Origin of the sequence: Streptomyces sp. NPDC058812 (assembly GCF_042744565.1) — a bacterium.
Classification (GTDB): Bacteria; Actinomycetota; Actinomycetes; order Streptomycetales; family Streptomycetaceae; genus Streptomyces; species Streptomyces thinghirensis.
The window spans coordinates 450120-463037 of record NZ_JBHYOB010000003.1 but is presented as its reverse complement, the minus strand read 5'-3'; the positions used below and the strand labels follow the sequence as shown (position 1 = coordinate 463037).

Sequence of the window (12918 nt, the reverse complement as noted above, 5' to 3'; positions counted from 1 at the left end):
TCACGCGCCGTCCCCGATCACTCGGACCCGGTGGTCGAAGGAGAAGACCAGGGACGGGGGTTCGAGGTCGATGCGGTCGGTGGGGTCGCCGCGTTTGCCGGTGAGGGGGTCGGCGGGGTGCAGGACGACGTCGTCGACGAGTTCCACGCCGGGGACGCGCTGGAGCACGGCGAAGACCTCGCCGGTCTGCACGGGGCGGCCGAAGGGCCAGCCCTTGCCGTCCGTGCCGCCGGTGAGCGGGTCGAGGTGGCGGTAGAGCGCGTCGTGGGCCTGGCGGCGTACGCGGTCGGTGTCGACGCCGCGGAAGGCGTGGACCGTGGCGACGACGGTGACGCCCTGGTAGTAGGGCGGGCCGACGGCGAGGCGGGTGCCGATGAGGCGGCGTTCGTCGAGGTGGCGGGTGATACGGCCCAGGAGGGCGTCGCCGGGGACGAGTTGTTCGAAGCGGAGCCGGCCGCCGGGGTCGGGAACGGCCTGGGGGACGACCAGGACGCGGACGGCGTAGGCGCCGTGCTCGCCCTCCTTGCCCTCCAGGCAGGTGATGCGGGCGGTCTCGGGGGCGGCGCGGCGGGCGAGTTCCTCGTAGTCGCGCAGGGTGACGGCGCGTTCCTGGGCGCGGAGGGTGATCGGCGCCCGGAGCTTCGCCTCCTCGACGGTCTCGCCGTCGACGCCGCCGCGGGCGGCCTCGCGGTTGACGACCTCGGAGACGTACGGGATGGACGTGCGCAGCACCTGTACGGCGCCGCGGGCCACGTTGCCGGCCCTGCCGCCGCCGGTGCGGTAGCGGCGGGCGCGGATGACGGCGCCCTTGGGGGCGACGGTGCCGTACTGGCGCAGGGTGCCGTCGGGTTCGCGGACGGCGGGGCCGAAGGCGATCTGGCCGGTGGCGGCGTCGAGGGTGATGTGGTGGTCGTCGGGGCCGGAGCCCGCGAAGTGCGGGACGACGTGCCAGTCCTGCCAGCCGTCGCCGGTGGCGGTCTGGAGGAGGACGGGCGGGTCGTCGGCGACGACGGGGGCGTGTTCGAGCCGCAGGCGCTGGCCGGGCAGGCCGGTGGACTCGCCGAGGGCCTCGTCGTGGACGGTCTCGGCGTGGACGGTGCCGGTGGTGCCGCCGATGGTGTACGCCTCGGCGGAGTGGATGGTCGGTGACGTCGTGTAGAACGGCTGGCCGGGCAGGGGCTCGGTGACCCGGCAGCGGATCCAGCCGGCCTCGTGGCCGCCGTTGCGGGACAGGACGTGGCCGCCGGGTATGTGGAGGACGATGTCGCCGGGGCGGTTGAGGCCGCCGGTGCCGTCCCGGTCGACCTCGCAGGGCTGCCAGCCGTCCTCGGTCCAGGCCTCCCAGGCGAGCGGCGGCTGCCGGGGGTCGACGCCGACGCCGTCGACGCGGCTGTCGAGTTCCAGGGCGAGCGCGCAGTGCGGGGTCGCGTTGGTGAGGCCGATGAGCATGCAGTCGCCGGGGGCCGGGGCCTCCGAGAAGCACAGCAGGTCCTTGCCCTCGGCGAGGTCCGTGGTCCGGTCGGTGACGGCTTCGCCGCTGTGCTGCACCACCAGGCGGCCGAGTTCGCACGGTACGACGGTCAGGTCGCGCTCGGTGGCGAAGACGACGGCCTCGTCCCGTTCGGTGCGCAGGGTGGCGACCTCGGTGCCGACCGGGACGAGGATCGCGTCCTCCTGCGGCGCGGACAGCCAGAAGGTGACGTCCGTGCGGGCGGCGGACGGCGGGAAGAGGGTGATGCCGACCAGGTCGAGGAAGGCGAGGTGGTTCTTCTCCGGGACCCGGTTGAGCCGGTAGACGATCTGGTCGGCCATGTGGGCGACCGTCTCGACGAGGGTGACGCCGGGGTCGGAGACGTTGTGGTCGGTCCACTCCGGGGCGCGCTGCTGGATGTAGCGCTTGGCGTCGTCGACGAACTGCTGGAAGCGGCGGTCGTCGAGGTTGGGGGAGGGCAGGGACATCAGCGATCGCTTTCGGGAGAGCCCGGGAGGCCCGCGGGCCCGGCAGGACCGTCGGGGAGGTCCGGCTCGTCGTGGGAGGGGATGACGTAGAACGGGAAGACCAGGCTGCGCGGGTTGTTGGTGCCGCGGATCGAGTAGCGCACGTCGATGTAGAGGACGCTCTGGTCGTCACCGGCGGTGACCTCGACCTCGTGGACCTCGATGCGCGGCTCCCAGCGGTCCAGGCTGGTGTACACCTCGTGCTGGATCCGCCCGGCGGTCTGCTCGTTGACCGGGGCGAAGACGAGGTCGTGGATGGCGCAGCCGAACTCGGGCCGCATCGGCCGCTCGCCCGGGGCGGTGGCCAGGACCAGCTGCATGGCCTCCTCGATCTCCCGTTCACCGCTGACCAGGGCGATGCCGCCGGTGGGTCCGATGCGCAGGGGGAACGACCAGCCGGAGCCGACGAACTGTTCGGCCATCAGGGGGCCTCCTGCCTTTCCCGTTTCCTTGTGCCGACGACCCCGGGGCGCCGGCGCGGTCGTCCGGTCATCCGAAGGGGTACTTGATCTCGTTGACGAAGAAGCCGCCGTACAGGTCGAGCTTGGCGCCGGTGATCTTCGTGTTGGCCGCCGTGATCGTCGCCAGGCCCGTGGCGGTGAGGGTCGCGGCACCGGTCGACGTCAGGTTCAGGGCGCCGCCCAGCGCGTTCACCGCGACCACGCCGCCCAGCGACTTGAGGTTGACGATGCCCTTGCCCTCCATGGTGAGCGGCCCGCCGCTTCTGATCGTCACCGAGCGGCGGCCTTCCAGCGTGAGGTTCATGCCCGCCTCCACCGACACCGAGCGGCTGCCGGTGATGCTGACCGAGCCCGCGCTGTCGACGGTGATCTCGGTCTTGGTGCGGTCGAGGTTGATGGTCAGCCTGTCGTTCCCGCTGGCGATCCGGACGCCCTGTTTGCGTCCGCCGGTGCGCTGGCTGAGCAGGTCGACGCGGTTGCCCTGGCGGTCGGACAGGGTGTGCCGGACGGCCTTCTTCTTCAGGCCGTCGTGCAGCGGGACGTCGACCTTGGTCGGCACGTCCCGGCCGTTGTAGAGCCCGCCGATCACGAACGGGTGGTCCAGCGCTCCCCGGTCGAAGGCCACCAGCACCTCGTCGCCGACGTCCATGGGGAAGACGCCGCCGCCGCCCACGCCGCCCAGTTGCACGCTGCGCGCCCAGTCGCTGACGTAGGTGTCGTCCAACCACGGGAACTGGAGCTTGACCCTGCCCTGCTTGAGGGGGTCCTGTACGTCGGTGACGATGGCGTTGGCGACGCTGGGCAGCCGGGCCGCGCTCGCGGGGTCCACGCCACCGCCGCCGCCCGAGGCCAGCCCGTACAGGGAACGCCACTGGCGTCCGCTGACCGTGATCCAGGACTGGTAACCCTCGCTGTCGCCGAAGTGGTGGCGTACGGAGGTGACGGTGTACTTGCCCTCGAAGGGCTTGCCGACGTCGCTGAGCGCCACGGGCACGCCGGGCCGCAGGTCGGGGCTGCCCTTCACCGCGACCTCCAGCTCGGCGAAGGAGGACGTGACGTCGGCGGCGAGGGCCTGCGCCGCGTGCCGGACCTCGTCCTGCTTGTCGTAGGGGTTGGCCGTCTCGACGAGTTTGGCGGCCTTGAACTTGCCGGCGGCCTCGCCCGGCGTGGAGCCGATGGTGACGCCCGGGTCGGTCTGCGCGGGCGCGAGTTCGGTGATCTTCTTCTTGGTGGTGACGTTCCAGCCGCGCGACTCGACCTTGCCGACCTGGTCGGCGGCGGTCACCGCGGCCCGCAGCCGCATGATGTCGTGGCGGGCCTGGAGGACGAAGGCGCTCTTGTCGCCGTCCGTCTTCGGGGAGGGCGCGCCGGCCGACGGGTTCGGCTTGACGAACCGGAACTTCCCCTTGGCGTCCACGGACATCACCATGTTGTTCTCGTCGGCGAGCCGGGCCAGGAAGTCCCAGTCGGTGACGTTGGACTGGCTGATGAACCCGTACGCGCCCTTCGTCGGCTGGATCCGGCCGATGGACAGGCCGTCCATGGCGGCGAGTTTGCGGGCGATGTCGGAGGCCTTCTGGTTGCGGTACGCGGCCACGCGGCGCTGGCGCATCATGCGGTGCCCGAAGTCGTAGCCGCGGATCACGGTGTAGCTGCCGGTGCCGTCGTAGTCGGCCTCCATGGCGGTGACCTCGCCGGTCAGCAGGGGTTTGCCGACGCCCTGGCCGTCGGCCACCGGGGTGATGACCACCCTGGTGCCGAACTGCACGTTCAGCTTGCCGAGGACCAGATGGTCGGGGTCGCGGAAGGTGAGGCGGAAGGCCGCGGGCACGCCGATGCCCTGGTCGACCCAGCCGTCGACGAGCATCAGGGCGATGTCGTCGGGCAGCTTCGCGGCGCCGATCCGGACCTGGACGATGCTGGAGAACGCGGGACGCACCATCAGTGCGGCACCTCCTCGGCGGCGGGCAGCATGAGTTCGGTGCCGGTCGGCAGGCGGGACGGGTCGTCGATGCCGTTGGCCTCGGCGATCGCCCGCCACGCGCCCGCGCTGCCGTACTCCCGCCAGGCCAGCGACTGGAGCGAGTCGCCCGCGACGACCCGGTGCACGCGCTGTGCGGTGAGTGCGCCGGAGGTGGGGTTCTGGCCCCGGGTCGGGCCGGGGATCTCGACCAGGTGCACCTGGCAGGTGGCCCGGATGGGGATGCCGGTGGTGCCGAAGAGGGTGTACGACGCCTCGATGGACGCGACGTACGCGGTGAACCGGGCCGTGGAGAACGACCCCCACTCGAAGACCACCCAGGGCGGCGACGGCTGGTCGGAGGCGAGGCTCTTGGCGGTCACCTCGCAGCAGCGCAGCAGCGACTCGACCTTCTTCAGCACCGTGTTGCCGCCCGGCTTGGTGGAGGAGTCCAGGAAGATCTCCAGGGTCATCTCCCGCGGCTCGGCACCCATGAACTGCGGCTTCGCGGCCTTCCGCACGGCCGCCGTCGGGGTCGCCGTCCACTGGGTCCGCTGGGTGAGGGACAGCTGGGCCGGGTTGAACTCGAAGCCGAACGTACGCATCAGCGCACCGGGTGTGGTGGTCGTGCCGGTAGGGGGCTCGTGGATGGCGAGGTTGGCGCGTACGAGGCTCTTGCCGGCGCCCTTGCCGCTCTTTGCCATGGGTCTTCCTCTCTGCTCCGCAGCGCCGTCAGTCGGTGAAGCCGTGGTGGGTGATTTCCAGAACCTCGTTCGCCACGGCCGGGTTGCCGGGGTCGAGGCTGGGGCCCTGCCAGCTGACGGGCAGTACGTCGATCAGCCCCCAGCGGGCGACCAGTGACCCGTCCGCGCGCAGGGCGGAGATCTGCGCGGTCGGCCGCTTGATCCCCGTCTGGACGGAGGAGATCCACTTGGCGACCTTGGCCGTGTCCGGGGTGAGGGGGCGGGTCAGCCGGATGTTGGAGAAGGACACCCGGGTGGGCAGTTGCCACACGAACCCGTTGTTGCCGCCCTCCTGGCGCTGCTCGATCTCCACCTGGGACGACAGGCCTTCGCACCCGTTCCAGTATCCGAGGCTCTCGCCGTCGATGGTGAGGGTGAACCAGATGGTGGAGCCCGGGTCCTGGCGGGGCATCGGGGGTGGGCCTTTCTGTCGGGTGTGTCAGGTGCGTCAGGTGCGCGGAGGGAGCGGTGGGCCGGTCAGTGGCGGGGGTCGCGGAGTCTGCCGATCCGCTCGCGGTCCATGCGCAGTTCGGTGCGGACGTGGCGGGTGACGCGGCCGACGATCCGGTGCACCAGTTCGTCCAGCTGGAACTCGGTGAGTTCGCGCGGGTCGAACCCGCCGGCCGGAACCGCCGTGTACGCGGGGGGCGGGCCATCCTGCGCCGGGGCGGCCTGACTCGACGAGTACGGGGGCGGGTTGCCGGGCGGTGACGCGCTCTGGGTCTCCGGCGGACTGTAGGGAGGCGGCGGGTCGGCCGGGGCGTGCTGGGGCGTCGGGGGCAGCAGGTGGTTCAGGGCCGAGGACACGGTGGCCGCCGCGTGGGCGGCGAGGGCACCGGTGGCGGTGCGGCGCCCGAAGAGGCGTTGGACGGTGGGCGCGGAGGAGGCGTCGGCGTCCGCCGCCGGTGCCGCGGGTGCGCTGACGGGGTGCGGTGGGCCGGGCGGTGACGGTGTGGGAGGAGGCGTGAGGGGGGCCACGGGGAGCGGGGTCGCGGCGGCGGTGGCCCCCGGGGGCGTGGGCCGGCGCAGGGGTACGGCCTTGGTGGGCGTGGGCCGGGTGGAGCGCTGGACGGGGGGAGTCGGTTGAAGCGCGGTGGGCGCGGGGGAGGGGGAGGGAGTGCCCGGGGTCGCCGGTACGGGAGCGGCCGTACTGGTGGCTGTGGCGCGGTGCGGGGGCGGCAGGGGTGACGGCGGGGCGGCCTTGGCGAAGGGCGGGACCGCTGAGGTGGGGGTGGTGGTCGGCGCTGTGGACCGCTGGACCGGCGGCGGCGTACGGCCTTCGGTGCCGAGGGTGCTGGAGGCCGGTGCCGGTGCGGGTGACTGCGCGGCGAGTGGCGTGGTGTCGGTCGGCGGGGCGTGGAGGGGAGCGCCGAGTGGTGAGCGGCGCGGGGCCGCCGCTCGCTGGACCGGCGCGGGTGCGGACGGTGCCGGGCCGGGGGCCGGGTGTGCGTGCGGGGCGGCAGCGGGTTCCGTGGGCGGGCGTACGGCGCTGGCCGGCCTGGACGAGGTGGAGGCGCCGAGCCCCGGGCGGGGCGTCGTGGCGCTGCGCTGCACCGGGTGTGTGGGGTCGGGTGCGGCCGGCTTCTCGATCCCTGGCCGGGAGAGCGGCACGGCGGCGGCCGGTCCGGCGTTCCCCGGGAGTGACCGCTGGACGGCAGGCGGCGCGGAGTCGGCGGGGGCGGCGCGGTGGGCGGCGGACGCCGGGCCGGTGGGGGAAGTCGGGCCGGTGGCGGCCGCGTTCGGTGCCTCGGTCGACCGGTCGGTGGAGCGCTGCACCGGAGGCGGCGCCGAGCGCGAGGTCGCGGGGGACGGGCCGGTGGGCGGGAGCGGTGCGGTGCCGGGGGCGGCCGGGGTGGGGGTGTCGTGGGCGCGGCGGACCGGTGAGGGCCGCGTGGACCGCGTGGCTTGCGAAGACTGCGTGGGGTGCGGCGTCTTCGGCTGGGCGGGGGGCGTCGCCTGCCGTTGGACAGGGGGCTGCGCGCCGGTCGGGGTGGTGGGGCGGCCGGGGGCGGCGGGAGGTGACGAGGGCCGCTGTGCGTCGGTCGCGCCGCTGGTGCCGCGTGAGGTGGCGGCTCCGGGGGCGCCCGGGGCGCTTCCCTTGCCCGCGGGGCTGCCTGACGGCAGGTCGGTGTCGGCGGGTCGGGGCGCGGTGGGCTTGCCCGCGCCGTTGCCCGGGGCCGGTACGGGGTTGGTCCGGGCCGCCGCTCGCTGGACCGGCGGGGGCGTGGACGCCGGGTGGGCCGGGGTGCCGGGTGCCGTGTCTGTTCGGGGGGCGCTGCTGCGGGGTGCCGCGTTGGTCCGGGAGGCGCTGCCGGGTGCCGTGTCGCCGGGACCGGCGTCGTGCTTCCCGGGGCTCGCGGGGGCGCGGCCGGGCGCAGAGACCGCTCGCTGGACCGGGGTGCCGGAGGCCGCGGCGCGGTCGGGTGCGGCCGGTGCCCGGTCGGCGGTTGCGGAGGGGCGGTTGAGCGGAGGCATGACCCGTTGGACCGGGGCGCCGGTCGTCGCACTGCCTGCGACTGGGGGCGCCGGACGGCCGGCGGGCGGGGTGGCACCCGTCGTCGACGATGCAGGCGACGACGGCGACGCAGGCGGTGTCCGGCCGGTGCGCGAGGTGCCGGTGCCGGGCGTGCCAGCGGTGGGCTGGGCCGCTGCTCGCTGTACCGGGAGGTCGCTGGTGGCGCCGTCGGCTGTGGTGGCCGAACGGCCGGTGATGGGGGCGGCGTCGGGCGCGGGGGTGCTGCGAGGCGTGCCGGTGGAGGACTGGGGCACCGACCGCTGGACCGGAGGCTCGCCGGTCGCGCCGCTCGGCGCGGAGCCGGGCCGCGGTACGGACCGCCGCACCGGCGTGCCGGTCGCCGGGTCGGCGCCGGGTGCGGGCGTTGCCCGGTTGCCGGGCGGGGTGGGGCCGGGCCGGGTGGTGGCGCGGGTGGCCGCGGTGGGGCCGGGCTGAGGTACGGCGCGCTGTACCGGCGCGCCCGGGGCGTCCGGCGAGGGGGTCCGGCGGCCACTGCCGGGCTCGGTCCCGCGGGTGTGGCCGGTGCGGGGGGCCGGTGCCTGGCCGGGCCGCTGCACCGCGCGCTGCACCGGGGTACCGGCTGCCGTGCCGTCGCCGGAAGCAGTGGAGGTGGAGGTCGGGGTGGTGTGCCGGGGACCGGCGGTCGGTGCGGGGCCGGAGCGTGGCGTTGTGCGCTGCACCGGGGTGCCGGTCGCTGGGCCGGCGCTGGAAGCGGCGGGGGTGGGTGTGGGTGTCGTGTCGTCGCCGGAAGCAGTGGGTGTGGACGTCGGGGTGGTGTGCCGGGGACCGGCGGTCGGTGCGGGGCCGGAGCGTGGCGTTGTGCGCTGCACCGGGGCGCCGGCTGCCGGGCCGGCGCCGGGAGCGGCGGGGGTGGGTGTGGGTGTCGTGTCGTCGCCGGAAGCAGTGGGTGTGGACGTCGGGGCGGAGCGCCGGGGACCGGCGGTCGGTGCGGGGCCGGAGCGTGGCGTTGTGCGCTGCACCGGGGTGCCGGTTGCCGTGCCGTCGCCGGAAGCAGTGGGTGTGGACGTCGGGGCGGAGCGCCGGGCGCCGGTGGTCGGGGCGGGGTCGGGGCGGAGTACCGCGCGCTGTACCGGGAGGCCGGTTGTGGCGTCGCCCCCGGACGGGATCGTCGTCGGGGTGTCGGTGCCGGTCGGCGGCTGCTGGTGCGGTCGGGCCGCCCGTTGCACCGGAGCACCGGTGGCCGTGGCACCCGTCGGCGCCGTGGGTGTGGCACCCGTCCGCGCCGCGGCCGTGGCCGCCCCGGAGCCGGGCGGGCGGGCGGCAGGGGAGGTGACCGGGCCCGGGGCCGCGCCGGGTTCCCCTCGGTCACCGTCCGGCGACGACGGTGCCGCTCCCGGGGAGTCCGGCAGGGTGGTGGTGGTCCGGCGGCTCGCGGGCAGGGCCCGGCGCTGCACGGCCGCCGACCCGGACGGGGCCTTGGTCAGGGACTGCCGGGGGCGTGGCGCGGCGGACGGCACCGGTGACACGCGTACCCCACGGGAGGGCTGGGCCGGTGTCGCGGACGGCGACGGTCCGGCGGGGCGCGCCCGTTGGACCGGCGCGGCCGGTGTCGCGGACGCGGCACCAGGAACCGTCGCAGGCGAAGCGGTCGGCCCTGGAGCCGTGGGCGCGGACGGCGCCGTCGCCGCCGGTATCGCCCGCAGCGGCGCGACCGGCATCCGCTGCACCGGAGCCGCGCCGGCCGGCGACGCCGACGGCAGCGACCGCACGGGGTGTCCGGGCCCCGCGATCGGTGGCGCCGACTCGCCGAACGTGCCCGACAGCATGCCGCTGCCGGCCGCCGGGTTCAGCACCGCGGGGGACGGCGCCCCCGTGAACGACGGGTTCTGCCACGTCGGCAGCCGACCGCCGAACCCGGCGTCCGCGACTCCCGTACGCGCGTCCCCCGTCGCCCGCTGGATCGGCGGCAGGCCCGTCCAGGCGGCGACGGCCACGGGCGCGGGTCCGGCCGTGTGCGACGTACTCGCCGTACTCCCGCCCGGGTCCGAGCCGGCGGCCCCGGCCGGGGGCGTGTCTCCGCCCCTGGCGACGCCGCCCCCGGCGACGCCCCCGTCGACGCCCCCGCCGACGCCGTCCCGCAGTCCGACACGACGGCCTCGCAGCCGGTCCAGGAATCCCACCGATCAGCCCTCCGCCGCGCCACGCGTCACGAGCGACGCGATCTGGTCCGTGTACCGGCGGCGGTCCTGGTGCTCCAGATCCAGGATCGCCTCCAGGCTCCAGTGGAAGTGGTAGGCGACGTACGCGATCTCCTCGTGCAGCCGGTCGGTCGCGTACGTCACGATTCCCCCAGGCGGCTCCCGCCGAGTTCCACCTCGAAGGGCTCCGTGCAGTGCGGGCACTGAACGGCCGCGCGGGTGTGGCCCTCCGCGTTGATCTGACGGTAGAAGTCCTGGAGGAACGCCAGGTCGGAGGCGAACATGTTCTCCACGATCCCGTCGTGCACCATCGTCAGCGTGCCCAGCCGGGTGATGACCCGGCCGAGCAGCACCACCGACAGGTACGCCGGGTTCTCCTGCACCCGCACGTCGCGCAGCGGGATCAGTTCGTCCCGCGCCGTCGACAGGCGCATCACACCGTCCCGGTGGACCGTGCCCGAGTCGTCGACGTAGCCGCGCGGCAGTTCGAAGGGGAACTCGGTGCGCAGCTGCTGCCGCGGTGCCGCTTCGGCAGGTGTCTCCGTGGGTGCGACGGCGGGAGCCGAACGGGGGAAGTCCGCTCCCGCCGCCGCGGTCTGGGGGTCCTCGGGGGCCGCGGCGGGCGCCCCGACAGCCGCACGCCGCATTATTCGATGACCAGTTCTTCGAACACGATGGTGACCGTCTCGGTCAGCGCGGAGGTGTCGCCGGCCTTCACCGCGCTGGCGTCGATCTTGCTGCACCAGGCGTTGCGCAGGTTGTAGCGCTTGACCGGGGTGTCCTCGGAGTCCATCAGGATGATGGAGGCGTTCTTCCGCGCCGTGGACATCCGGCCGTTCATGGAATCGTTGATCCACTGGGTGAACGACGACGACTGGGTCATGCCCCGCACGACGGTGCACTGCCCGTCCTTCTTGTTGCCGGGGAGCACGGCCGTCTCGTGCTTGCCGGTGGTGCTGTTGTTCTGCGGGTACTTGATGACGTCCTGTTCGAGGGTGAGGCCGTTGACCTCGGCGAGGTACTCGACCATCACACCGTCGATCTGGAGCCCGAAGTTGTTCGCTGTGAGGGAGTCACCCGGCATGAGAGCCATGTGTTCGCTGTCCTTCTAGTGATCTGGGAGAGGCGGGGGGGGGAGGGAGGAGCCGGAGAGGGGGGAGGACGCGTGTCCTACTCCTCCAGCTCCCCGCTGCCGCTGGAGAACTGGGCCAGTCGGAAGATCACGAACTCGGCGGGCTTGACCGGCGCGATGCCGATCTCGCAGATGACCCGGCCGAGGTCGACGGACTCCGGCGGGTTGGTCTCCTCGTCGCACTTGACGTAGTAGGCCTCCGCCGGGCTCTGGCCGAAGAGGGCGCCGCTGCGCCACTCGTTGACCAGGAACGCCGAGACGTTGCGGCGGATGCGGGCCCAGAGGTTGTGGTCGTTCGGCTCGAACACCACCCACTGGGTGCCGATCAGGATCGACTCCTCCAGGTAGTTGAAGTACCGGCGGATGTTCAGGTAGCGCCACGCCGGGTCGGAGGAGAGGGTGCGGGCACCCCAGACGCGGATGCCGCGGCCGGGGAAGGAGCGGATGCAGTTGACGCCGATCGGGTTGAGCAGGTCCTGCTCGCCGCGGGTGATCTGCAGCTCCAGGTCGACGGCGCCGCGGACGACCTCGTTGGCGGGGGCCTTGTGGACGCCGCGCTCGGTGTCGTTGCGGGCCCAGATACCGGCGACGTGGCCGCTCGGCGGGATCAGGCGGGACTGGCCGGAGGCCGGGTCGAAGGACTTGATCCAGGGGTAGTACAGAGCCGCGTACTTGGAGTCGTAACCGGCCGTCTCCTGGCGCCAGACGCGTATCTGTCGGGCGTTCTGGCCGGGCGGCGGGTCGATGATGGCGACGCGGTCGCCCATCAGCTCGCAGTGCGCGATGAGGCCGAGCTGGACGGCCTTGACGGCCTCCAGGTCGATCGCGCCGCGCTGGTAGGCGGCCATCAGGTCGGGCACCGCGACCATGGAGATCTCGTCGATGGCCTCCAGCCCGCCGAAGCCGGTGCGGTCCGCGGAGTCGCCGAGGTAGTGGGCCGGGCCGGGGTGCGAGCTCTCGCCCTTCTCGACCGGGGCGGCGGGGGCGGCGGCCGGCGGCGCCGGCAGGGTCAGGCTCTGGTTCTCCGGGCGGGCCAGCTGCGCGGTGGGCGCGGCCTCCGTCACGGTGATGAGCTTGGAGCGCTCCTTCACCTGGGTGACGACGTAGGAGCGGTTGCCCTTCTTGGCGCTCACGTCGAACGTCTCGACCGGCTTGTCGCCGTCCTTGACGATCAGCTTGAAGCGCTCGGCGGGGCCCTCGCCCTCGGGGTCGGCGACCTCGACGGACAACGGGCCGTGCTGACCGGCGGCGTTGGCCGTCACGGCGAACGTGCCGAGCTGCTTCGGCTCGGCGGCCGGCAGCGCGGCCGGGGCGGCGGTGCCCGTCACGGCGGCGGGAGCGGACGTCCCGTCCGAACCGGCGGCGGCGTCCTCGGCGGAGCCGCCGACGCGGACGACGTACGCGGCGCTGCCGCCGTTGTTGAAGAACCCGTAGACGGAGTGCGCCAGGTAGTACCCGTCGGTGAAGTCACCGAAGGCCGCGACGTACTGCGTCCAGTTGGTCACCAGCGTGGGCTCGTTCAGCGGGCCGGTCGGCGCGAGGCCGACGAAGGCCGCCACCGAGGTGCCCACTCCCTCGATCGGGCGCGAGCCGCTGGCCACCTCCTCGACGTAGACGCCGGGCGACAGGTAGGACGGCATGCTCTGCTCTCCTCGGGGTACGAGACAGGACGCCCCTCACCCTCGCGCGCGCGTTGCTCCCCCCGAAACGCCCTGGGGTGCCGGAGTGGGGGCACCGACCTTGCCCCCGGCTGTGCCCGTTGGGGCAGGCCGGGGTGTCCGACCGCTGGTGGGAGCCCCGAAACCCCGTCCGGCACCGCCTGTCGGGGAAGCCTTCGTTCGATCTTCACCCTGTGGCCGGCCCCCGTTCATGCGTTAGCCTCCCGGCCTGGCCGGGCTCCGCACCACGCCGAGCCCGCGCCGGTTCTCGACGGCCGGCGACGAGGGACGG

11 protein-coding genes are annotated in these 12918 nt (G+C 74.1%); 1 reads left to right on the top strand and 10 read right to left on the bottom strand.

What is annotated here, in order from left to right; translation table 11 throughout:
• The 6 genes from ACFW48_RS08930 to ACFW48_RS08905 form a co-directional block, all read right to left on the bottom strand.
• Entirely contained in the window at window positions 1-1959 is a 1959-nt protein-coding gene (locus ACFW48_RS08930) for a putative baseplate assembly protein (protein ID WP_386311827.1), read from the bottom strand.
• Window positions 1959-2420: a GPW/gp25 family protein gene (locus tag ACFW48_RS08925; protein WP_386311824.1), complete on the bottom strand. Its 462-nt coding sequence runs from the start codon at window positions 2418-2420 to the stop codon at window positions 1959-1961. Before ACFW48_RS08925 ends, ACFW48_RS08930 begins: the two co-directional genes overlap by 1 nt.
• Before the next feature lie 67 nt (window positions 2421-2487).
• Window positions 2488-4401: a VgrG-related protein gene (locus ACFW48_RS08920; protein ID WP_386311821.1), complete on the bottom strand. Its 1914-nt coding sequence runs from the start codon at window positions 4399-4401 to the stop codon at window positions 2488-2490.
• Window positions 4401-5123, bottom strand: a complete 723-nt coding sequence (locus ACFW48_RS08915; protein WP_386311818.1) for a LysM peptidoglycan-binding domain-containing protein — start codon at window positions 5121-5123, stop codon at window positions 4401-4403. Before ACFW48_RS08915 ends, ACFW48_RS08920 begins: the two co-directional genes overlap by 1 nt.
• A gap of 28 nt (window positions 5124-5151) precedes the next feature.
• Window positions 5152-5574, bottom strand: a complete 423-nt coding sequence (locus ACFW48_RS08910; protein ID WP_055417559.1) for a phage tail protein — start codon at window positions 5572-5574, stop codon at window positions 5152-5154.
• 65 nt (window positions 5575-5639) lie between these two features.
• On the bottom strand, window positions 5640-7637 hold the full coding sequence (locus ACFW48_RS08905; RefSeq protein WP_386311816.1) for a hypothetical protein: 1998 nt from the start codon (window positions 7635-7637) through the stop codon (window positions 5640-5642).
• Window positions 7638-7836: 199 nt separating this feature from the next.
• Here ACFW48_RS08905 and ACFW48_RS08900 point away from each other — a divergent pair, with 199 nt between their 5' ends.
• A complete protein-coding gene (locus tag ACFW48_RS08900) occupies window positions 7837-8112 on the top strand; it encodes a hypothetical protein (protein WP_386311813.1) in 276 nt (91 codons plus the stop codon).
• Window positions 8113-9821: 1709 nt separating this feature from the next.
• On the opposite strand, the gene ACFW48_RS08895 is transcribed toward ACFW48_RS08900, so the two are convergent.
• The 4 genes from ACFW48_RS08895 to ACFW48_RS08880 form a co-directional block, all read right to left on the bottom strand.
• On the bottom strand, window positions 9822-9980 hold the full coding sequence (locus ACFW48_RS08895) for a DUF6760 family protein (protein WP_167392550.1): 159 nt from the start codon (window positions 9978-9980) through the stop codon (window positions 9822-9824).
• On the bottom strand, window positions 9977-10483 hold the full coding sequence (locus ACFW48_RS08890) for a hypothetical protein (protein ID WP_386311811.1): 507 nt from the start codon (window positions 10481-10483) through the stop codon (window positions 9977-9979). The genes ACFW48_RS08895 and ACFW48_RS08890 overlap by 4 nt, the downstream gene beginning before the upstream one ends.
• Entirely contained in the window at window positions 10483-10929 is a 447-nt protein-coding gene (locus ACFW48_RS08885) for a phage tail protein (protein ID WP_053133134.1), read from the bottom strand. The genes ACFW48_RS08890 and ACFW48_RS08885 overlap by 1 nt, the downstream gene beginning before the upstream one ends.
• A 77-nt stretch (window positions 10930-11006) precedes the next feature.
• Window positions 11007-12608 (bottom strand): phage tail sheath subtilisin-like domain-containing protein, encoded by a 1602-nt coding sequence (locus ACFW48_RS08880; protein WP_386311808.1) that lies wholly within the window; start codon window positions 12606-12608, stop codon window positions 11007-11009.
• Between the last annotated feature and the right edge of the window lie 310 nt (window positions 12609-12918).